Raw genomic sequence first — 20168 nt, forward strand, 5'->3', positions numbered from 1 at the left:
CCTTGCCCCGGCTCAGGGCGTTTTTCGCGTCTTGGCCGCTGGCTCATTACTGGTCAAGATGTCTCCGAGCAGTAGACGATACGATTCCACAGGGAGTGAATACATGGAACATGCACCTTGCATCAGCCAGATCGCCACGTTGCTGGCCGACCCCAAGCGCAGCGCGATGATGTGGGCGTTGATGGATGGCTCGGCCCGGCAGACCGAGGAGCTTGCGCTACTGGCAGGGCTGTCGCCGTCGTCGGCCAGTGCGCATCTGGCACGGTTGTCCACTGGCGGTCTGTTGAAGGTCGAAGTCCGGGGGCGTAAACGGTTTTTCCGCCTCTCGGCGCCGGAGGTGGGCGCTGCGATCGAAGCGTTGGCCAGCGCCACCATCGCCAGTGCCCCGCGAGAAGTCGCCGAGGTGTTCAAACGCAATACGCCGATGGCCAAGGTAGCGGCGGCGCCGTCTTCACTGCTGCGCGCTCGTTTCTGTGATGACCATTTGGGCGGCACGCTGGCGGCTGATCTGTATCAACGCCTGCTCGACGCCGGCTGGATCGAACAGCTTGAGCAACGCGTGGTGGTGACCCATAAAGGCGCGAGCAAGTTGGCCGGCCGTGGCGTGTTCATCCAGGCGCTGGCCCATCGCAACGTGCAGGTGGCCTGTGCCTGCCCGGACTGGAGCGAGCGTCGTCCGCACATGGGCGGTTCACTCGGCGCGGCGTTGCTGCAGTTGTTCATGCAGTCCGGTTGGCTGACCTTGCCCCATGACTCCAGAGCGTTGCAACTGACCGCCCTTGGCCAGCGGGAGCTGCATCGATTCGCCAAGGAAACAGAGCTGGAACTGGCGTAGCAGAGCCTGTGAAATTGCTGCCTGAGCCGCAATCCATCAGCTAACACTGTACCTGTGGGAGCGGGCTTGCATGCGATAGCGGTCTGTCAGTCAACAATGATGTTGGAATTGATAACCTCATCGCGGGCAAGCCCGCTCCCACAGTTTTTGTATTGCTCTTAAGGTTTTACGAGCCGTGCATCCAGGCTGTTCTGCGCCAGGCGTTTGGCCTGATCCTGGGTCATGCCCAAGTGTTCGTACAGCGCATGGAAGTTCTCGGTCACGTAACCACCGAAGTACGCAGGGTCATCGGAGTTGACCGTCACCTTAACGCCACGCTCAAGCATGTCGAGGATGTTGTGCTGCGACATGTGATCGAACACGCAGAGTTTGGTGTTCGACAGCGGGCACACGGTCAGCGGGATCTGCTCGTCGATGATCCGCTGCATCAGGCGCTCGTCTTCGATGGCTCGTACGCCGTGGTCGATGCGTTGGATTTTCAGCAGGTCGATGGCTTCCCAGATGTATTCCGGCGGGCCTTCTTCACCGGCGTGGGCGACGGTCAGGAAGCCTTCGTGACGGGCACGGTCGAACACGCGCTGGAACTTGCTTGGCGGATGGCCCATCTCGGAGCTGTCCAGACCTACGGCGACAAACGCGTCACGGAACGGCAGCGCCTGATCGAGGGTTTTCTCGGCTTCTTCTTCGCTCAAGTGGCGCAGGAAGCTGAGGATCAAACCGCTGGTGATGCCCAGTTGCTGCTCGCCATCCTTCAACGCGGCGGCGATGCCGTTGAGCACCACTTCGAACGGGATGCCACGGTCGGTGTGGGTCTGCGGGTCGAAGAACGGTTCGGTGTGAATCACGTTTTGCGCCTTGCAGCGCAGTAGGTAGGCCCAGGTCAGGTCGTAGAAATCCTGCGAGGTGCGCAGCACATCGGCGCCTTGGTAATACAGGTCGAGGAATTCCTGCAGATTGTTGAAGGCGTAAGCCTTGCGCAGTGTTTCGACGTCGTTCCACGGCAGGGCGATCTTGTTGCGTTCGGCCAAAGCGAACAGCAACTCAGGCTCCAGCGAGCCTTCCAGATGCAGGTGCAGTTCGGCCTTGGGCAGGGCGTTGAGCCAGTCGTACATATTCTTTTCTCATCAGGTGCAATGACGGCATTCTACAGATGCTTGCTGAAATAATTGGCAAAACCTGACCAAGCGATCCGTCACACCGCTTCCTGTTCCCGTCGATAAGCGTAGGTATCGGCGAAGCGCGACAGCAGGAATTCAGCACAAGTGGTCGTCGGATATTTCGCCGGGTGTTCTGCGCTCTGGCAACCGGGCAGGCACTCGATACGGGTGTCCGGGTGAGGCTCGGCAAAGAACGGCATCGAGTAGCGATCCACTCCGAGCGGGCTGATCACCCGGTGCGGTGTCGAGCGATATCGGTCATTGCTCCAGCGCGCCATCATGTCGCCGAGGTTGACCACAAACGTCCCGTTAATCGGTGGAGCGTCGATCCATTCGCCTTTGACGTTCTTCACTTGCAAGCCACCGGCGCTGTCCTGATAGAGCAGGGTGATGCAGCCGTAATCGGTGTGCGCCCCGGCGCCTTGCTGCTCGGCGGAACTGGCGGTGTGACGCGGCGGGTAATGGATCATGCGCAGCACACTCACGGGTTCAAGAAAGCGCTTGTCGAAAAAGTCGCGTTCGATGTCCAGGGCAAGGGTCATGGCGCGCAGCAGCGTTTGCGCGAGGGCCTGCATGTCGAGGTAGTGCTGTTCCATCAGCGCCTCCCAACCGGCAATTGCCGGATGGCGGTTGGGCCCGCGCAAGGGTTTTTCCGCCAGCACTTCGGGATGGTTCGCCGACAGGTGCAGACCCATGTCGAAGGTTTCTTTGAGGTCGCTGGGTTTGTTCGGGTCGAGCTGTTCGGTGGCGATGGCGCCGTAGCCGCGATGGTGGCGGGTCTGGGTGATGTCGATCTTGAGCTTCTCTGCCGCCGGCAGATCGAAAAAACGCTGCGCGTGATCGAGCAGGGCGTCGATGCGCTGGGCGGAAATCGGATGTCCCTTGATGTAGAAGAAACCCCACTCGCGGCACGCCTGGTCGATTTGCTCGGCGACGGCGGGCCAGGCGTTTTGGTTGTCGGTGTAGAGCGGGCTGATGTCGATGATGGGAAGGCTGTTCATACGTTTGTCCTGAAGAAACTCAGACTGAAAAGCAACGGAGATCTCTGTGGGAGCTGGCTTGCCAGCGATAGCAATCTCCCAGGCAACAATGATGTTGAAGGTGATGGCCTCATCGCTGGCAAGCCAGCTCCCACAGGTTCGGTGGTGTTTCTGGGAGGATTACTTCGGCATCTCGGCCTTCATGCCTTCCACGTAATAGTTCATCGACGCCAGTTCCGCCGTGGTCGCACTCACGCCAGCGGGGATTTTCTCGACCCCGGCCTGATCCTTGATCGGCCCGGTAAACGGCTGCAACGCACCGCTCTTGATATCGGCAATGATCTGCTCGGCTTCGGCTTTGACCGGTGCTGGCACCAGGTCGCTGATCGGCAGTTCAACCGTGCCTTGCTTCAGCCCGCCCCAGTAATCCTGAGATTTCCAGCTGTGATCGATCACGCTTTGAGTCGCCTGAATGTAATGCGGCGCCCAGTCGTTGACGATCGAGGTCAGCACCGCTTTCGGCCCGAAGTGGGCCATGTCGGAGGCGTAACCCACCGCGTAGACACCGCGGCGTTCGGCAGCCTGAATCGGTGCCGGGCTGTCGGTGTGCTGGAACACCACGTCGACACCCTGATCGATCAGCGCGTTGGCGGCATCGGCTTCCTTGCCTGGATCGAACCACGAGTTGACCCACACCACTTTGATCTCGGTGCCGGGGTTGTACTTGTTCAGGGCCAGTTGAATGGCGTTGATGTCGCGGATCACTTCCGGGATCGGGAAGGAGGCGACGTAGCCGATCTTTTTGGTCTTGGTCATCTTCGCCGCGAGGAAGCCACCGACGTAACGGCCCTCGTAGGTGCGCGCCAGATAGGTGCCGAGGTTCTTGTCCTGCTTGTAGCCGGTGGCGTGCTCGAAGGTCACCTTGGGAAATTGTTTGGCGACTTTAAGCGTCGGGTTCATGTAGCCGAAGGACGTGGTGAAGATCAGGTCGTACTTGTCCTTCGCCATGTTGCGGATCACCCGCTCGGCGTCGGCACCTTCGGCGACGTTTTCCACATAGTTTGTGGTGATCTGCGCGCCGAATTTCTCCGCCAGCGCCTTGCGCCCCTGCTCATGCTGATACGTCCAGCCGTGGTCACCGATGGGGCCGATGTAGACGAAACCAACCTTCAGCGGATCGGCAGCGCTGGCGCTCAGGCTTATCCCCAGACCAATGGCGGCGCACAGCAGTTTGTGCAGCGGACGTATTTGCATGAATTAGAGCTCCATTTTGTTGTGTGTGGTCAGGGGCAATGCAAATTGCTGACCAACAAGACAACAAACTGGTTTGAAACCGTGTGAAAGCCTTCGCGAGCAGGCTCGCTCCCACAGGGGATTGCATTCCAAGGTGGGAGCGGGCCTGCTCGCGAAGGGGCCGGTCAGGCCAATAAAAGTGCATCAGGCAAAGTCCCGCCATTGCTTGGTGCGCTAATGTGTAACGAAACGTTAGCGCCGCGCCGCAGTCAGTAGCTCATTCGAATCTTTGGCAAAAAAGGCCCGCCATGCTCTCAATCCTCAAGCAAGAAAGCTTTCTGCTGCTGGCCCTGCTCGCCGCAGTCGTCGCTTATCCGTTGGAACACTGGATGCTGCACAGCGGCCAGATCGTCGCGCTGACTGCCGGTCTGCTGCTGATCGCGTTCATCGTCGCCGCTTCGATGCGCGTCGCCCATCACGCCGAATTGCTCGCCGAAAAGGTCGGCGACCCTTACGGCACGATGATCCTCACGCTGGCCGCCGTGCTGGTGGAAGTGGTGATTCTGGCGATCATGATGAGCAACGAAGCGTCGCCCACACTGGTGCGCGACACGATTTATTCGGCAGTGATGCTCGACATCAACGGCATCCTCGGCCTCGCTGCGTTGATGGGCGGGATCAAGCATGGCGAGCAGTCCTACAACGACGATTCCGCGCGCAGCTACAGCGTGATGATTCTCACCGCGATGGGCGTGTCGATGGTGGTGCCGGAGTTCATTCCCGAGGCCAACTGGAAGATTTATTCGGCGTTCACTATCGGTGCAATGGTGGTGCTTTACGCGCTGTTCCTGCGCATGCAGGTCGGCCCGCACAGTTACTTTTTCAGCTACAGCTACCCGGACAAACGTCGCAAGAAAGAGCCGCAGGACGCGCAGGCGAAAGCACCGAGCATCGGCCTGTCGATCGGCATTCTGGTGTTTGGCATTGTGGTGATCGGCGCATTGGCCGAGGTGATGTCCAAGACCCTCGATCTGGGCCTGGAAGGTACGGGCGCACCGCCGGTGATCACGGCGATTCTGGTGGCGGCGATTTCAGCGGCGCCGGAGATTTTGACCGCGTTGCGTGCGGCGTTGGCCAACCGCATGCAGTCAGTGGTCAATATTGCGATGGGCGCGTCATTGTCGACAGTGATCCTCACCGTGCCGGTGATGGAGGCGATGGCGCTGTACACCGGTCAGCCATTTCAGATGGCAATGACCCCGGTGCAGACGGTGATGATCTTTCTCACATTGATCGTCAGCGCGATCAATCTCAATGACGGCGAGACCAATGCCATTGAAGGCATGACGCACTTTGTGTTGTTTGCGACGTTCATCATGCTGTCCCTGCTAGGCCTCTAAAAGGCCAAAAAATCCCCCTGTAGGAGCTGCCGAAGGCTGCGATCTTTTGATCTTGTTTTTCAAAACAGAATCAAAAGATCGCAGCCTTCGGCAGCTCCTACAGGGTTGTGTTGGATCAGGTACCGGCGATCAGTTGGCGAGCAGCCTGGCTGTGATCGGCGATCAGGCCTTTCAGATCCAGTCCTTCGACCTGGCCATCAACCACGCGCCACTTGCCGCCAATCATCACCCGATCCGCTCGATCTGCGCCGCACAGCAGCAGCGCCGAAATCGGATCGTGGCTGCCAGAGAAGCGCAGTTCATCGAGCTTGAACAATGCCAGATCAGCCTGTTTGCCCACCGCCAGTTCACCAATGTCGGTACGGCCCAACAGGCTCGCCGACCCCTTGGTCGCCCAGCCCAGCACGCGCTCAGGGGTGATTTTCTCGGCGCCGTATCGCAGACGCTGGATGTACAGCGCCTGACGCGCTTCAAGGATCATGTTCGACGCATCGTTGGACGCCGAGCCATCCACGCCCAGACCGAACAGCGCACCGGCGTCAGTCAAATCGATGCTTGGGCAAATGCCCGAGGCCAGACGCATGTTCGAGCTTGGGCAATGACAGATGCCGGTGCCGGCCTGGCCGAGGCGGGCGATTTCGTCCGGGTTGAAGTGGATGCCGTGGGCCAGCCAGGTGCGCGGGCCGAGCCACCCGACGCTGTCCAGATAGTCGACGGTGCGCAGGCCGAAACGCTGCAGGCAGAAATCCTCTTCGTCAAGGGTTTCGGCCAGGTGCGTGTGCAGGCGCACGTCGAGCTTATTCGCCAGTTCGGCGCTGGCCGACATGATTTCCGGGGTCACTGAAAACGGCGAGCACGGTGCCAGAGCGATCTGGATTTGCGCACCGTCGCCTCGCTCGTGATACTCGTGGATCAGGCGCTGACTGTCGTCGAGAATCACCTGGCCTTCTTGCACGGTCTGCTGCGGCGGCAGGCCGCCGTCCTTCTCGCCGAGGCTCATCGAACCACGGGTGAGCATGGCGCGCATGCCCAGTTCACGCACGGTTTCGACTTGCACATCGATGGCGTTTTCCAGGCCGTCCGGGAACAGATAATGATGGTCGGCAGCGGTGGTGCAACCCGACAGCAGCAACTCGGCCAAAGCGACTTTGGTGGCGAGGGCGAGTTTTTCCGGCGTCAGACGTGCCCACACCGGGTACAGGGTTTTCAGCCACGGGAACAACGGCTGATTGACCACCGGCGCCCAGGCGCGAGTGAGGGTTTGATAGAAGTGATGGTGGGTGTTGATCAGGCCCGGCAGGATCACATGCTCGCGGGCATCGAACACTTCATTGCACGGCGCTGACGGCTGTTGACCGGCGGCGAGCACTTCGACGATCACGCCGTCTTGCAGCACCAGACCGCCACGGGCATCAAGCTCGTTGGAGGTGAAAATGGCGAGGGGGTTTTTTAACCAGGTACGGGTCGCAGGCATTGTCGCCGGCTCCTCTGAAAGTGGGTTCAGGGTTGCCAGCTCAGTGTTGCCCTGTCTGCTGATCCAGGTTCGCCGCGATGGACGAGGTGCGCAGTTTCAAACAAATCACTGCGCCGGGCAAGCCCCTCCCGACAGGACGCCGTTCATCCCTGTGGGAGCTGTCTTGCCAGCGAATGCGTCGGATCAGCCACCTTATATGGCGACTGGCACTCCGTCATCGCGGGCAAGCCCGGCTCCCACAGGATTTGTGCGTTTACCAGGGAATGGTTTCGCCTTTGTAGTTGATGAAGTGATGCCCGCCCTTGCCGGTAAACGCATTCACCTGATCAATCAGACCGCGTGTGCTGGTGTCCACATCAAGGTCAGCCCCTTCACCGCCCATGTCGGTCTTCACCCAACCCGGATGCAGCGACAGCACGGTCAGTTTCTGTTCGCCCAGTTGCGTGACAAAACTGTTGGTCATCGAGTTCAGCGCAGCCTTGCTCGCCTTGTAAAGCGCCAGTTCCGGCGCATCCGGCACCGTCACGCTGCCGAGCCCGGAGCTCATGAACGCCAGCACACCGCTGCCATCGCGGATCTGTCCGGCAAAGCGTTGCGCCAGATTGATCGGCGCCACCGCGTTGGTGAAAAACAGCTGACCGACTTCCGCCAGGGTCGCGCCGCCCGGGGTCTGTACTGCCGGGCCTTTGACCCCGGCATTGACGAACAGCAGGTCGAAAGTTTCACCCTTCAACTGTTGGCTCAAGGCGATCACCGCTTGCTGGTCATCCATGTCGAGCTTCTCGATCCGCACGTCGCCCAGCGCTTGCAGCGCCTCGACGTTCGAGGGATTACGCACGGTGGCAGTCACTTGCCAGCCGTCGCCCAGCAGGGTCTTCACCAAGCCGAGGCCCAAGCCACGGGAGGCGCCGATAATCAGTGCATTTTTTGCCTGGGACATGATGGGTTCCTTGAAAATTATCGTTCAGGGTTCAATGGACAGGCCTGGCCGAGCCGTAGTTGCAGCTCATGCCTTAGCGCGTCGAGTTCGCTCATGCGGGTTTCAATCAGTTGTAGCTTGTCGCGCAGCAATTGCGCCACAGCGTTTTCCGGATCGGGCGTGTTCCACAGTGCGGCAACGCTGTCGCCGATCTCGCCGAGGGTAAAACCCAAACGCTGCGCCGTCCTGATGTAGAGCACCAGTTGCAGCATTTCCGGCGGGTAGTCGCGATAACCATTGGCACTGCGTTGCGCCGCGATCAACCCGCGTTGCTCATAGAAACGCAGCGTGTCGCGACTGACTGCGCTGGCCTGTGCCAATTCACCGATGCGCATTTGTGATGCTCTGAAGAGGGCTTGACCCTGGAGCATACTCCAGGCTTTACCGTGGTTGCTCCTCAAATTTCTGGAGCATGGACGATGTGGACTTCAACACAATATCGAAACGTGGTGCGCGGCAGCGCCTGGTACGACCTGACCGTCACGGCTGCATTTGTGACGCCGTGGAGTTTTGCCGCGTTGCATGGGGTTTTGACCGCGCTCGGTCAGGCACTGGATTTGCCCGGTGAGTTGCCGGCTTTCGCGCCGATGCACATGTTGATGGCGAACCTTTTGGGCTCGGTGGTTAGTGTGTGGGCGGTGCTGCGGATTCGTGATCCGCAGGCGCTTTATGGACGTTATGACGCGGTGGCGCGGTTTCTGTTTGCGGCTTGGCAGGGGTATGCCCTGGTCCATGGCGCCAGTTCGGTTTTGATAGTTTTTCTGGTCTTCGAACTGGCGTGGGGCGTTGCTCAGGTGTTGCCTGTTCGGGCCCCATCGCTGGCAAGCCAGCTCCCACAGGTTCCTGTTGTGTGACATGGACCTCGTTCACACCCGAGATCCTTGTGGGAGCTGGCTTGCCAGCGATGAGGCCCGTGAAATCACCGCATTAATGCCCCGACTGCCACGGCTCCCCCAACGACACCGGCGCATACAACCGTGTCCGCAGTGCATCGCGCGACAACAACACCAGCACCACAATCGTCGCCACGTACGGCAGCATCGCCAGCAGGCTCGACGGAATCGCCAGCCCCAACCCCTGCGCCACCAGGTGCAGGATGCTGGCGAGGCCGAACAGATAGGCGCCCAGCAACAACCGCCACACCCGCCAACTGGCAAATACCACCAGCGCCAAGGCAATCCAGCCACGCCCGGCCGTCATGTTTTCCGCCCACATCGGCGTGTACGCCAGCGACAGATACGCCCCGGCCAGCCCGGCCATCGCACCGCCGAAAAGCACCGCCAAGGTACGCACGGTCAACACCGGCAAGCCCATCGCACTGGCCGCATCCGGGTTCTCGCCGACCGCTTGAATGATCAGCCCGACACGGCTTTTGATGATCACCCACGCCACCAGCGCAAACAGCCCGAACGACAGATACACCAGCAGATCCTGCGCGAACAGCATCCGCCCGATCAGCGGGATTTCACTCAGATACGGAATCGCCAACGGCTCGAATCCAGCCAATGGTTTACCGACCCAGGCCGCCCCCACGAAAGTCGACAACCCCACGCCAAAAATCGTCAGGGCCAACCCGGTCGCTACCTGATTGGCGTTGAACACCAGCGCCACCAAAGCAAACAGCGACGACAGCAGCATTCCGGCGAGCATCGCCAGCAATACGCCGAGCCACAGGTTGCCGCTGTTGAGCGCGACGATAAAACCGATCACCGCACCAAACAGCATCATCCCTTCCTGCCCGAGGTTGAGCACGCCGCTCTTCTCGCAGATCAGTTCACCCAGCGCCACCAACAGCAGCGGTGTGCCGCAACGCACCATCGCGAAGAAAATATTGCTCAGCAGATCGATATCCATCACAGCGCTCCGGCGGTTACGGTGGGGGTCTGTGTGCGCCGTGCCCAGCGCAGATTCAGGCGTGGCCGATAGAGAATCAGCACATCACTGGCGAGCAGGAAAAACAGCATCATTCCCTGAAACAGTTGCGTGATCGCTTGCGGCAGATTGAGCGTCATCTGCGCGTTCTCGCCCCCGATGTACAGCAGCGCCATCAGCAGACTGGAGAACAGAATCCCGATGGGGTTGAGCCGCCCAAGAAACGCCACGGTGATCGCCGCATAGCCATAACCCGGTGACACTTGCGGCACCAATTGACCGATTGGGCCGGTGACTTCGCAGACACCTGCAAGCCCCGCGAGCCCGCCGCTGATCAGTAGGGCAAGCCAGATCAAACGCTTTTCGCGAAAGCCGACGAACCCTGCCGCACGCTTGTCCAGCCCGAGCACTTTGATCTGGAAACCGATAAAACTTTTCTGCAACAACACCCACACCGCGACCAGCGCGAGCAGGGCGAAATACACCCCGGCATGCACGCGGCCATCCTCCAGCAACAGCGGCAAACGGCTGGCGTCGCCGAACATTGCCGACTCGGGAAAATTGAAACCGGCGGGGTCCTTCAGCGGCCCATGTACGCAGAACAGCAGCAAGTTCAGCGCGATGTAATTGAGCATGATGCTGGTGAGGATTTCGTTGGCGTTGAAGCGTGTGCGCAGCCATGCGGTGAGCCCCGCCCATGCGGCGCCGGCGAGGGTACCGGTCAGCAGAATCAGCACCAGCGCCCAACGGCTTTGCATGTCGATGATATTCACCGCCAAGGCACTGCCGGCGAGCGCGCCAAGCAGCAATTGACCTTCGGCGCCGATGTTCCAGATTCGCGCTTGGTAGGCCACCGCCAGACCCAGTGCGCAGAGCAGAATCGGCAAGGCTTTGACCAGTAATTCCGAAACACCGTACAAGTCGCTGACCGGCGCGATCAGCAGCGTATGCAAGGTTTGCAGCGGATCATGACCGAGGGCGATGAACAGCAGCGAACCGCAGCCAAGCGTCAGTGCCGCCGCCAACAGCGGCGAGCACCAAAGCATCAGGCGCGATTGCTGGCCACGGGGTTCGAGGGAAAGCAGCATGTTTGAAACTCCGTTAAACCGTGGCGTGTTGTTGAGGGGCATCGAACTGACCGGCCATCCAGCCGCCGACGTCACTCAGTTGCGTGTCCGTGGTGTTTTGCAGCGCCGACAGCTTGCCGCCGCACAAGGCGCCGAGGCGGTCGCTGATCTGGAACAGTTCATCGAGGTCTTCGGAAATCACCAGAATCGCCGCGCCGGCATCGCGCAAGGCGATCAACGCGCGGTGGATGGTCGCGGCGGCGCCGACATCCACGCCCCAGGTCGGGTGCGCGGCGATCAGCAGTTTAGGTTGCTGGAGGATTTCCCGGCCGAGGATGAATTTCTGTAGATTGCCGCCGGACAGGCTGCGGGCGGCGGTTTGCGTATTCGGCGTTTTTACCCCGAAGCGTTGAATGATTTGCTGGGCGAGGGCATCGACTTTGCCGCGGTCGATCAAACCGTTGCTCACCAGCCCTTGTTGAAAGGCTGTCAGCAGCGCGTTGTCGGCCAGACTCAGCTCTGGCACCGCACCATGGCCGAGGCGTTCGGCCGGGACGAAAGCCAGACCGAGTCTGCGTCTCGCATCGGGGCGTAAATCAGCAACGGCCTGATGACCGAAACGAATCGTTTCGGCCTCGACCCGTGACAGCGTTTGCTCCCCACTGAGCAGGGCAAGCAATTCGTCCTGACCATTCCCCGCGACCCCGGCGATGCCAACGATTTCACCGCTGCGCACCTGCAAGTCGACGCCTGCCAGTGAGCAGCCAAACGGGTCCGGGTTATGCCAGCTCAAACCGCGGACCTGCAAAAATACCGCGCCGCCGCTGACCTTCGGATAGTCGCCAATCAACGCCGCCGCTTCGCCCACCATCATCTGCGCCAACTGTTGATCCGAGCATTCGGCCGGTACGCAATGCCCGGCCACTCGCCCGCCGCGCAACACCGTTGCGCTGTGGCACAAGGCGCGAACTTCTCCGAGCTTGTGGCTGATAAACAAAATGCTGCAACCCTCCGCGGCGAGACGGCGCAGGGTGATGAACAAATCGTCGGCCTCCTGCGGCGTCAGCACCGAAGTCGGTTCATCGAGAATCAGCAGACGGATGTCTTGCATCAGGCAGCGAATGATTTCCACCCGTTGCCGCTCGCCAATCGACAGGCTGTGGACAAGTCGCTCAGGCTCCAGCGCCATGCCGTAGCGCCGCGAGACTTCGCGAATCTTCGGTTCAAGCTGTTTCGGCGTACCCGCTGCCGCACCCATCGCCAGCGCAATGTTCTGCGCCACGCTGAGGGTTTCGAACAGCGAGAAATTTTGAAAGACCATGCCGATCCCCAACTGTCGCGCCTGGGCCGGGTTGCGCATGTTCACGCGCTGACCTTGCCAGAGCATCTCGCCCGCGTCGGCCTGAGTGACGCCGTAGATGATCTTCATCAGCGTGCTTTTGCCTGCGCCGTTTTCACCGAGCAAGGCATGGATTTCTCCGGGCGCAATGCTCAGATCAATAGCGTCATTGGCCAGACATCCGGGGTAGCGTTTGCTGATATGGCGCAGTTGCAGGCGCGGAGTAGGAGGGGCGATGGGCATGACAGGCTCGACTTGCTTGGAGTTGTGCCTGTGGATAAAGCAATTTCCTGGCCATTGAGTCAGGAACACCTGAAGACACCGATACCCCGCGCCTGTCGCAGAGCACTTGCAGTAAATTCGGAATAACAACGAGCACCACTTGGGGGCGAAGCCGTTGATCAAGCTCCACTTTTGCCCGCAGGCAATTGATCAAAAAACGAGCAACTGCGTCGGAGCTATGTGCAATCTGCAACTGCGCCAGTCATGAACGGCTTATCCACAGGTTGTTCCACAGTATTTGTGCGCAACATGGAATCAAGGGCATAAGCACCGTGGTGCTTTCTTCCAATAGTGCTAAACCTGGTTAACTTATTGTTTTTACGAAAAAAATACATGTCCGCAGAGTGATTGAGCGAAAAGTGAACAAATCGCGCAAAGCCGCATGACAGAAGGGTTACAGCGGGATGTGCTCAGGTTATCCACAGCCGGGTGCACAGCAGATGTGGGCAACTGCGTGGAATAAGGAAAACGGGGGATGCCCTAAAAGATCGCAGCCTTCTGACGATCTTTTGATCTTGCTTTAACGCTGCAGCAGAATCCTTCCGCGACTCAAATCTGCCAATTGGCTCTGCAACAATTCAATCTGCGCTTCACCCACCGCCAACCCCAACTCAACACCATTGGCGGTGAACTGCTCCTCAACTACCAACCCGCCCAGATCCGCCACCCGCAGCTTCACTAACGCCAACTCGGCAAAGCCACAGGCACAACGCAAGGGCGCGCGGCTGATCAACTCGACTTTCGCCGCCGTTTGCAGGCACTTGTTCGCACCACCGCCATAGGCTCGTGCCAAACCGCCGGTACCCAGTTGAATGCCGCCGTACCAGCGGATCACCAGCACCGCGACCTGATCGCAATCCTGCGCTTCAATCGCTGCCAGAATCGGTCGCCCGGCCGTGCCGCCCGGTTCGCCGTCGTCATTGCTGCGATATTGATCGCCGAGTTTCCACGCCCAGCAATTGTGCGAGGCGTTCAAGTCGCTGTGCTGTTCGAAGAACGCCTGCGCGTCAGCGGGACTGCTGATGGGGGCAGCGAAAGTGATAAAGCGGCTTTTGCGAATCTCTTCGCGGTACTCGCAAAAACCGCTGAGGGTGAAAGGCATAAACGTCTTATAGAGAAGGAGTGAGGCCGCAGCCTTTGAGAATGATGCGGATCAGGTTGTTGCCAGCGTCTTCCATGTCCTGCTTGGTCAACTTGCTGCGCCCGCTGACGCGGCAGATCTGCGTGGCGAAGTCGGCGTAATGCTGGGTGCTGCCCCACAACAGGAAGATCAGGTGCACCGGGTCGACCGGGTCCATTTTGCCGGCATCGATCCACGCCTGAAACACCGCCGCGCGGCCCTGGAACCAGGCGCGGTAATCCTGGTTGAAATACTCGCTCAGGCATTCGCCGCCGCTGATCACTTCCATCGCAAAGATTCGCGAGGCTTGTGGCTGGCGACGGGAGTATTCCATTTTGGCGCGGATGTAGCGGGTCAGCGCTTCGGCCGGATCGTCTTCGGCGGTGAGGGTGTTGAAGGTGCTGTCCCACAACTCGATGATGTTGCTCAGCACCGCCACGTACAGCCCCAACTTGTTGGTGAAGTAGTAATGCAGGTTAGCCTTGGGCAACCCGGCATTCTGGGCGATGGTGTTCATGCTGGTGCCTTTGTACCCGTGGCGGGCGAACTCGTCTTCGGCGGCTTTGAGAATGGTCTCTTCGTTCTTCTGACGAATGCGGCTGGCGGGCTTGCCGCCGTGAGCGGGGACTTCAAAGGTCATAGGCACTTCCGGGTTTGTCTGTGGGTGCAACCAATTGCGTTGATAGCGCACCCACAAGCATCCGACAAGTCCTCAGGCGATAAAACCGTTACGCCTGTTCGATCTTGTTCAGCGGCACTTGCACTTCAGCGGGTGCTGTTTTGGCTTCCGGCAGCAGCAGGCAAAGGATGATTGCCGTTAGCCCGCCGCTGGTAATCGCCGAGTCGAACAGGTTTTGCACCAGTTTGGGTAGCAGGTGCAGCAGGTTCGGTTGTGCGGCGATGCCCAGGCCGACGCCAAACGAAGTGGCGATGATCAGCATGCTGCGCCGATCCAGCGGCGACTGCGCGAGGATGCGCACACCGGCAGCGGCGACGGCACCGAACATAACCAGAGTGGCGCCGCCGAGTACTGGTTTCGGTATCTGTTGCAGCACCGCGCCAATCATTGGAAACAGGCCGAGACAAAACAGGATCGCGCCGATGTAAAGGCCAACGTAGCAGCTGGCAACGCCGGTCAGCTGAATCACGCCGTTGTTCTGCGCAAACGTGGTGTTGGGGAAGGCGCTGAACGTTGCGGCGATCATGCAGCTCACGCCATCACCCAGTACACCACCGCGCAAGCGGCTTATATAAGAAGGGCCGCTGATGGGTTGGCGGGCGAGCATGCAATTGGCGGTGAGGTCGCCGACGGTTTCGATGGTGCTGATCAGATAGATCAGCGCGACCGGCAGGAAAGCGGTCCAGTCAAAACTGAATCCGAACTTGAACGGTGTAGGAAAACTCACCAGCGGCAAGTCAGGCAACGGCTGCGGGACCAGTTTCCCACTGAACCACGCCGCGAGGCTCCCGAGCAGCAGACCAATGACGATTGCCGACAGCCGCACCCACGGCTTGTTCGAGCGGTTGAGCAAAATGATCGTCAGCAACACGAATACGCCCAGCGCCAGATTGCCCGGCGCGCCGAAGTCCGGGGCATTGAAGCCTCCGCCGAGATCGGTGATGCCGACCTTGATCAGGCTGATGCCGATCAGTGTGATGACAATCCCGGTCACCAGCGGCGTGACCACCCTGCGCAGTTGACCAATGAAACGGCTGAGCACGATCTGCACAATCGCGCCGAAAAAGCACACGCCAAAGATCATCGCCAGAATGTCTTCCGGGCTACCGCCGCGCTGCTTGACCAGAAACCCGGCCGACAGCACCGCGCCGAGAAAGGCGAAACTGGTGCCTTGCAAGCAGATCATCCCCGCACCGATACCGAACGGCCGGCGAGCCTGAATAAACGTGCCGACCCCGGACACCATCAGCGCCATGCTGATCAGGTAAGGCAAATGCGCGTTCAGCCCAAGCGCCGAGCCGATCACCAGCGGTGGGGTGATGATGCCGACGAAACTGGCAAGCACGTGTTGCAGGGCGGCGAGGGTTGCGGCCAGCGGTTTCGGGCGGTCGTTGAGGCCGTAGATCAAGTCGCTGGACGGTTCGGAATCTGGCTGCATGGCGTTGGGCTTCTTGTTAAAGGATCGGGGTTGATCCTGCTTTGCAAAAAGCTGTCCACTTGCTCAGGTTATTGCTTGGTTTTGTCTCTAAGCCCTAACGTGGCTGGGCGGCGGGCAATGTTTAACGCGTCGCCGCCAGACTCTCCAGAAAGCTTTCCAGCACCAAATGAGGGCGCCGGCCTTTGCGCGTGACCGATGCCAGACTCAAATCATAAAAACGTGTGTCGGCCTTGAGTGCGCGTAAACGCCCTTGCTGTACCCAAAGGCTGGCGTAATGATCCGGCAGATAACCAATGTAGCGCCCGGTCAGAATCAGAAACGCCATGCCCTCACGGTCGGAGGCACTGGCAGTGCAGTTGAGCGCCTGATAATGCGCCTGGATTTCCCCCGGCAAGCGAAACGTCGGGGCGATGGCGTCCTGACTATCAAGGCGTTTGTCATCGAGTTGTTTGTCATCGACATAAAACAGTGGATGACCGACCGCGCAATAAAGCAGTGAGCGCTCGCTGTACAACGGTTGATATTCCAACCCGGAAAGCGCACTGGCCTGCGGCACCACGCCGACATGCAGGCGACCGTCCAGCACGCCTTGTTCGACTTCATTCGGCGCAATCATGCGGATCTGGATTTGCACATCCGGCCCGCGCTCCTTCAATTGGGCGAGGGCGTGGGTGATGCGCATGTGGGGCAGGGTGACCAGGTTATCGGTCAGGCCGATGATCAACTCGCCACGCAAGTGTTGGTGCAGGCCGTTGACTTCGGTGCGAAAACTTTCCAGCGCACTCAATAACTGCAGGGCTGATTGATAGACCTCGCGACCTTCTTCGGTCAGGGAGAATCCAGCGCGGCCACGCTGACACAAACGCAATCCGAGGCGTTGCTCCAGATCGCTCATCTGCTGGCTGATCGCCGAGCGCCCGATGCCGAGCACGGTTTCCGCCGCCGAGAAGCCGCCGGATTCCACCACGCTGCGAAAGATCCGCAGCAGGCGAATATCAAAGTCACTGACTTGGGCCAGCGGATCGGGGCGTCGGCTGCTCATGTTTAATTGCTCAAAGTTTAGTGATGGTCTAACTGAAGGTTAGAAGAGTTGGATTTCACCGACTTTATCCGCGTGGCAATTTAGCTGCAACAACGACTTTTATCTCCCTGAAGCTTAAGCCCTGCGAGGTTTTGCCCGATGAACATGCCCGAAAACGCTCCGTCGCCACTGGCCAGCCAACTGAAGCTGGACGCGCACTGGATGCCGTACACCGCCAACCGTAACTTTCAGCGCGATCCGCGCCTGATTGTTGGTGCAGAAGGCAGTTGGCTCATCGATGACAAAGGCCGCAAGGTGTACGACTCGCTGTCGGGTCTGTGGACCTGCGGCGCCGGACACACCCGCAAGGAAATTCAGGAAGCGGTCTCCAAACAATTGGGCACCCTCGATTACTCGCCAGGCTTCCAGTACGGCCACCCTTTGTCCTTTCAACTGGCCGAAAAAATCACTGACCTGACCCCAGGCAACCTGAACCACGTGTTCTTCACCGACTCCGGCTCCGAGTGCGCCGACACGGCGGTGAAAATGGTCCGTGCCTACTGGCGCCTGAAAGGTCAGGCGACCAAGACCAAAATGATCGGTCGTGCCCGGGGGTATCACGGCGTGAACATCGCCGGCACCAGCCTCGGCGGTGTGAACGGCAACCGCAAGCTGTTCGGCCAGTCGATGATGGATGTCGATCACCTGCCGCACACGTTGCTGGCGAGCAATGCGTTCTCCCGCGGCATGCCGGAGCAGGGCGGTATCGCTCTGGCCGACGAGTTACTGAAGCTGATCGAACTGCACGACGCATCGAACATCGCCGCGGTGTTCGTTGAGCCGATGGCCGGTTCCGCCGGTGTATTGGTGCCGCCGCAGGGTTACCTGAAACGTCTGCGTGAAATCTGTGATCAGCACAACATCCTGCTGGTCTTCGACGAAGTGATCACCGGTTTCGGCCGCACCGGCTCGATGTTCGGTTCCGACAGCTTTGGCGTCACCCCGGACCTGATGTGCATCGCCAAACAAATCACCAACGGCGCGATCCCGATGGGCGCGGTGATTGCCAGCTCCGAGATCTACCAGACCTTCATGAACCAGGCGACCCCGGAATACGCCGTGGAATTCCCGCACGGCTACACCTACTCGGCGCACCCGGTGGCCTGCGCCGCTGGCCTGGCAGCACTGGATCTGCTGCAAAAGGAAAACCTGGTGCAGAGCGTCGCCGAAGTCGCTCCGCATTTCGAGAACGCGCTGCACGGGCTGAAAGGCTCGAAGAACGTCATCGACATCCGCAACTACGGTCTGGCCGGTGCGATTCAGATTGCCGGTCGTGATGGCGATGCCATCGTGCGTCCGTTCGAAGCGGGCATGGCGTTATGGAAAGCCGGGTTCTACGTGCGCTTCGGCGGCGACACCCTGCAGTTCGGCCCAACCTTCAACAGCAAGCCGCAAGACCTGGATCGTCTGTTCGACGCGGTCGGCGAAGTGCTGAACAAGCTCGACTGATTTTTCCTTCTATATATACCTACAAAACACAGGCACCCCGCTCGGGTGTCTGTGGACAAAAATTCAGGAGTTTTCGATGAGCGTTATCCCGCATTTGATCAATGGTGAACTGGTGACCGAGAACGGTCGCGCGGTTGATGTATTCAACCCGTCTACCGGCCAGGCGATCCACAAGCTGCCACTGGCCACCCGCGAAACCATCCAGAAAGCCATCGATGCCGCCAAGGCTGCGTTCCCGGCCTGGCGCAACACGCCGCCGGCCAAACGTGCCCAGGTGATGTTCCGCTTCAAGCAACTGCTGGAGCAGAACGAGGCGCGCATCTCGCAATTGATCAGCGAAGAACACGGCAAGACCCTGGAAGACGCTGCCGGCGAGCTGAAGCGCGGTATCGAGAACGTCGAGTTCGCCTGCGCCGCCCCGGAAATCCTCAAGGGCGAGTACAGCCGCAACGTCGGCCCGAACATCGACGCCTGGTCGGACTTCCAGCCACTGGGCATTGTTGCCGGTATCACGCCGTTCAACTTCCCGGCCATGGTGCCGTTGTGGATGTATCCACTGGCGATCGTCTGCGGCAACTGCTTCATCCTCAAACCGTCCGAGCGTGATCCAAGCTCCACGCTGCTGATCGCTCAGCTGCTGCTGGAAGCGGGTCTGCCAAAAGGCGTAATGAGCGTGGTACACGGTGACAAAACTGCGGTAGACGCGTTGATCGAAGCGCCGGAAGTCAAAGCGCTGAGCTTCGTCGGTTCGACGCCGATTGCGGAATACATCTACGCCGAAGGCACCAAGCGCGGCAAACGCGTTCAGGCACTGGGCGGCGCGAAGAATCATGCGGTCCTGATGCCGGATGCAGATCTGGACAACGCGGTCAGCGCACTGATGGGCGCGGCTTACGGTTCCTGCGGTGAGCGCTGCATGGCGATTTCGGTAGCCGTTTGTGTGGGCGACCAGGTTGCGGATGCGCTGGTGGCCAAGCTGGTTCCACAGATCAAGGCGCTGAAAATCGGTGCAGGGACTTCATGTGGTCTGGACATGGGGCCGCTCGTTACCGGTCAGGCTCGCGACAAGGTCAGTGGCTATGTGGATGACGGCGTGGCGGCGGGCGCGACTCTGGTGGTCGACGGTCGTGGTCTGAGCGTGGCAGGGCATGAGGAAGGCTTCTTCCTGGGTGGCTGCCTGTTCGACAACGTCACCCCTGAGATGCGCATCTATAAAGAAGAGATCTTCGGTCCGGTGCTGTGCGTTGTTCGCGTCAACAGCCTGGAAGAGGCTATGCAACTGATCAACGATCACGAATACGGTAACGGCACCTGCATCTTCACCCGTGATGGTGAAGCGGCGCGTCTGTTCTGTGATGAGATCGAAGTCGGCATGGTTGGCGTCAACGTTCCTCTGCCGGTGCCGGTGGCTTACCACAGCTTTGGCGGCTGGAAGCGTTCGCTGTTCGGCGACCTGCATGCCTACGGCCCGGATGGTGTTCGCTTCTATACCCGTCGCAAGGCGATCACTCAGCGCTGGCCTCAGCGTGCGAGCCATGAGGCTTCGCAGTTCGCATTCCCTAGCTTATAAGTAGAGGGGCATGCAGAAGGCCGACCTTTTAAGGTCGGCCTTTGCGTTTTCGGGCTTTTTTGACTGATATGACAGAATTATGAAAATAGCGGTTGACGGCAGATTCCAGACGTCTATAATTCGCCCCACTTCCGGCGCAGTCGAAACGGAAAACTCCTTGAAATTCAATGAGTTAAGTAGGTTTCGAGAGCGGGTCGCTTCAGTTCATCGAAG

18 protein-coding genes are annotated in these 20168 nt (G+C 59.6%); 5 read left to right on the forward strand and 13 right to left on the reverse strand.

Annotation, left to right across the window (positions count from 1 at the left end; all coding sequences use genetic code 11):
• Positions 1-103: 103 nt before the first annotated feature.
• Positions 104-835 carry an ArsR/SmtB family transcription factor gene (locus H8B20_RS19400; RefSeq protein WP_047299637.1) on the forward strand — a complete coding sequence of 244 codons (732 nt, stop codon included), beginning with the start codon at positions 104-106 and terminating at the stop codon, positions 833-835.
• Positions 836-993: 158 nt separating this feature from the next.
• On the opposite strand, the gene H8B20_RS19405 is transcribed toward H8B20_RS19400, so the two are convergent.
• From H8B20_RS19405 to H8B20_RS19415, 3 genes are all read right to left on the reverse strand, one after another.
• Positions 994-1947: an adenosine deaminase gene (locus tag H8B20_RS19405; protein ID WP_042557518.1), complete on the reverse strand. Its 954-nt coding sequence runs from the start codon at positions 1945-1947 to the stop codon at positions 994-996.
• 80 nt (positions 1948-2027) lie between these two features.
• Positions 2028-2993 carry a 2-oxoglutarate and iron-dependent oxygenase domain-containing protein gene (locus H8B20_RS19410; protein WP_210624228.1) on the reverse strand — a complete coding sequence of 322 codons (966 nt, stop codon included), beginning with the start codon at positions 2991-2993 and terminating at the stop codon, positions 2028-2030.
• 159 nt (positions 2994-3152) lie between these two features.
• Positions 3153-4226 carry a BMP family ABC transporter substrate-binding protein gene (locus H8B20_RS19415; RefSeq protein WP_210624229.1) on the reverse strand — a complete coding sequence of 358 codons (1074 nt, stop codon included), beginning with the start codon at positions 4224-4226 and terminating at the stop codon, positions 3153-3155.
• A 287-nt stretch (positions 4227-4513) separates the two neighbouring features.
• Between H8B20_RS19415 and H8B20_RS19420 the strand changes: the two genes are divergently transcribed.
• On the forward strand, positions 4514-5605 hold the full coding sequence (locus H8B20_RS19420; protein ID WP_042557521.1) for a calcium:cation antiporter: 1092 nt from the start codon (positions 4514-4516) through the stop codon (positions 5603-5605).
• 115 nt (positions 5606-5720) lie between these two features.
• On the opposite strand, the gene H8B20_RS19425 is transcribed toward H8B20_RS19420, so the two are convergent.
• The 3 genes from H8B20_RS19425 to H8B20_RS19435 form a co-directional block, all read right to left on the reverse strand.
• Positions 5721-7079, reverse strand: a complete 1359-nt coding sequence (locus H8B20_RS19425) for an 8-oxoguanine deaminase (protein WP_115145867.1) — start codon at positions 7077-7079, stop codon at positions 5721-5723.
• Between the two features lie 253 nt (positions 7080-7332).
• On the reverse strand, positions 7333-8019 hold the full coding sequence (locus tag H8B20_RS19430; RefSeq protein WP_210624230.1) for an SDR family oxidoreductase: 687 nt from the start codon (positions 8017-8019) through the stop codon (positions 7333-7335).
• Positions 8020-8036: 17 nt separating this feature from the next.
• Positions 8037-8393, reverse strand: a complete 357-nt coding sequence (locus H8B20_RS19435; protein ID WP_200616988.1) for a MerR family transcriptional regulator — start codon at positions 8391-8393, stop codon at positions 8037-8039.
• An 84-nt stretch (positions 8394-8477) separates the two neighbouring features.
• Between H8B20_RS19435 and H8B20_RS19440 the strand changes: the two genes are divergently transcribed.
• Positions 8478-8912: a hypothetical protein gene (locus H8B20_RS19440; RefSeq protein ID WP_210624239.1), complete on the forward strand. Its 435-nt coding sequence runs from the start codon at positions 8478-8480 to the stop codon at positions 8910-8912.
• 73 nt (positions 8913-8985) lie between these two features.
• Here the strand turns inward: H8B20_RS19440 and H8B20_RS19445 are convergent, their stop codons facing one another.
• The 7 genes from H8B20_RS19445 to H8B20_RS19475 all read right to left on the reverse strand — a co-directional run bounded on the left by H8B20_RS19445 (position 8986) and on the right by H8B20_RS19475 (position 16897).
• Positions 8986-9912 (reverse strand): ABC transporter permease, encoded by a 927-nt coding sequence (locus H8B20_RS19445; protein ID WP_210624231.1) that lies wholly within the window; start codon positions 9910-9912, stop codon positions 8986-8988.
• Entirely contained in the window at positions 9912-11018 is a 1107-nt protein-coding gene (locus H8B20_RS19450) for an ABC transporter permease (RefSeq protein ID WP_047299646.1), read from the reverse strand. The genes H8B20_RS19445 and H8B20_RS19450 overlap by 1 nt, the downstream gene beginning before the upstream one ends.
• Positions 11019-11031: 13 nt before the next feature.
• On the reverse strand, positions 11032-12579 hold the full coding sequence (locus H8B20_RS19455) for an ABC transporter ATP-binding protein (protein ID WP_210624232.1): 1548 nt from the start codon (positions 12577-12579) through the stop codon (positions 11032-11034).
• A gap of 559 nt (positions 12580-13138) precedes the next feature.
• On the reverse strand, positions 13139-13720 hold the full coding sequence (locus tag H8B20_RS19460) for an IMPACT family protein (protein WP_210624233.1): 582 nt from the start codon (positions 13718-13720) through the stop codon (positions 13139-13141).
• Between the two features lie 7 nt (positions 13721-13727).
• Entirely contained in the window at positions 13728-14378 is a 651-nt protein-coding gene (locus H8B20_RS19465; protein WP_150687495.1) for a TetR/AcrR family transcriptional regulator, read from the reverse strand.
• 88 nt (positions 14379-14466) lie between these two features.
• On the reverse strand, positions 14467-15855 hold the full coding sequence (locus tag H8B20_RS19470; RefSeq protein WP_210624234.1) for a uracil-xanthine permease family protein: 1389 nt from the start codon (positions 15853-15855) through the stop codon (positions 14467-14469).
• Between the two features lie 121 nt (positions 15856-15976).
• The gene (locus H8B20_RS19475) at positions 15977-16897 is read right to left on the reverse strand and encodes a LysR family transcriptional regulator (protein WP_047299651.1); all 921 of its coding nucleotides are present in this window, start codon (positions 16895-16897) and stop codon (positions 15977-15979) included.
• A gap of 138 nt (positions 16898-17035) precedes the next feature.
• On the opposite strand from H8B20_RS19475, the gene aptA reads away from it, so the two are divergent.
• Both aptA and H8B20_RS19485 read left to right on the forward strand, forming a co-directional pair.
• Positions 17036-18385 (forward strand): omega-aminotransferase AptA, encoded by a 1350-nt coding sequence (gene aptA, locus H8B20_RS19480; protein WP_115145861.1) that lies wholly within the window; start codon positions 17036-17038, stop codon positions 18383-18385.
• A 76-nt stretch (positions 18386-18461) separates the two neighbouring features.
• A complete protein-coding gene (locus tag H8B20_RS19485) occupies positions 18462-19955 on the forward strand; it encodes a CoA-acylating methylmalonate-semialdehyde dehydrogenase (RefSeq protein WP_115145860.1) in 1494 nt (497 codons plus the stop codon).
• Positions 19956-20168: the final 213 nt, after the last annotated feature.

This window comes from Pseudomonas sp. P42 (genome assembly GCF_017973755.1).
In the GTDB taxonomy this organism is placed as follows: domain Bacteria; phylum Pseudomonadota; class Gammaproteobacteria; order Pseudomonadales; family Pseudomonadaceae; genus Aquipseudomonas; species Aquipseudomonas iridis.

Coding starts and splice junctions, on each gene's coding strand:
- H8B20_RS19470 (WP_210624234.1), bottom strand. CDS start 15,855: ATGCAGCCAGATTCCGAACCGTCCAGCGACTTGATCTACGGCCTCAAC.
- H8B20_RS19475 (WP_047299651.1), bottom strand. CDS start 16,897: ATGAGCAGCCGACGCCCCGATCCGCTGGCCCAAGTCAGTGACTTTGAT.
- H8B20_RS19420 (WP_042557521.1), top strand. CDS start 4,514: ATGCTCTCAATCCTCAAGCAAGAAAGCTTTCTGCTGCTGGCCCTGCTC.
- H8B20_RS19410 (WP_210624228.1), bottom strand. CDS start 2,993: ATGAACAGCCTTCCCATCATCGACATCAGCCCGCTCTACACCGACAAC.
- H8B20_RS19460 (WP_210624233.1), bottom strand. CDS start 13,720: ATGCCTTTCACCCTCAGCGGTTTTTGCGAGTACCGCGAAGAGATTCGC.
- H8B20_RS19415 (WP_210624229.1), bottom strand. CDS start 4,226: ATGCAAATACGTCCGCTGCACAAACTGCTGTGCGCCGCCATTGGTCTG.
- H8B20_RS19450 (WP_047299646.1), bottom strand. CDS start 11,018: ATGCTGCTTTCCCTCGAACCCCGTGGCCAGCAATCGCGCCTGATGCTT.
- H8B20_RS19400 (WP_047299637.1), top strand. CDS start 104: ATGGAACATGCACCTTGCATCAGCCAGATCGCCACGTTGCTGGCCGAC.
- H8B20_RS19440 (WP_210624239.1), top strand. CDS start 8,478: ATGTGGACTTCAACACAATATCGAAACGTGGTGCGCGGCAGCGCCTGG.
- H8B20_RS19430 (WP_210624230.1), bottom strand. CDS start 8,019: ATGTCCCAGGCAAAAAATGCACTGATTATCGGCGCCTCCCGTGGCTTG.
- H8B20_RS19465 (WP_150687495.1), bottom strand. CDS start 14,378: ATGACCTTTGAAGTCCCCGCTCACGGCGGCAAGCCCGCCAGCCGCATT.
- H8B20_RS19455 (WP_210624232.1), bottom strand. CDS start 12,579: ATGCCCATCGCCCCTCCTACTCCGCGCCTGCAACTGCGCCATATCAGC.
- H8B20_RS19435 (WP_200616988.1), bottom strand. CDS start 8,393: ATGCGCATCGGTGAATTGGCACAGGCCAGCGCAGTCAGTCGCGACACG.
- H8B20_RS19425 (WP_115145867.1), bottom strand. CDS start 7,079: ATGCCTGCGACCCGTACCTGGTTAAAAAACCCCCTCGCCATTTTCACC.
- H8B20_RS19405 (WP_042557518.1), bottom strand. CDS start 1,947: ATGTACGACTGGCTCAACGCCCTGCCCAAGGCCGAACTGCACCTGCAT.
- H8B20_RS19445 (WP_210624231.1), bottom strand. CDS start 9,912: ATGGATATCGATCTGCTGAGCAATATTTTCTTCGCGATGGTGCGTTGC.
- H8B20_RS19485 (WP_115145860.1), top strand. CDS start 18,462: ATGAGCGTTATCCCGCATTTGATCAATGGTGAACTGGTGACCGAGAAC.
- aptA (WP_115145861.1), top strand. CDS start 17,036: ATGAACATGCCCGAAAACGCTCCGTCGCCACTGGCCAGCCAACTGAAG.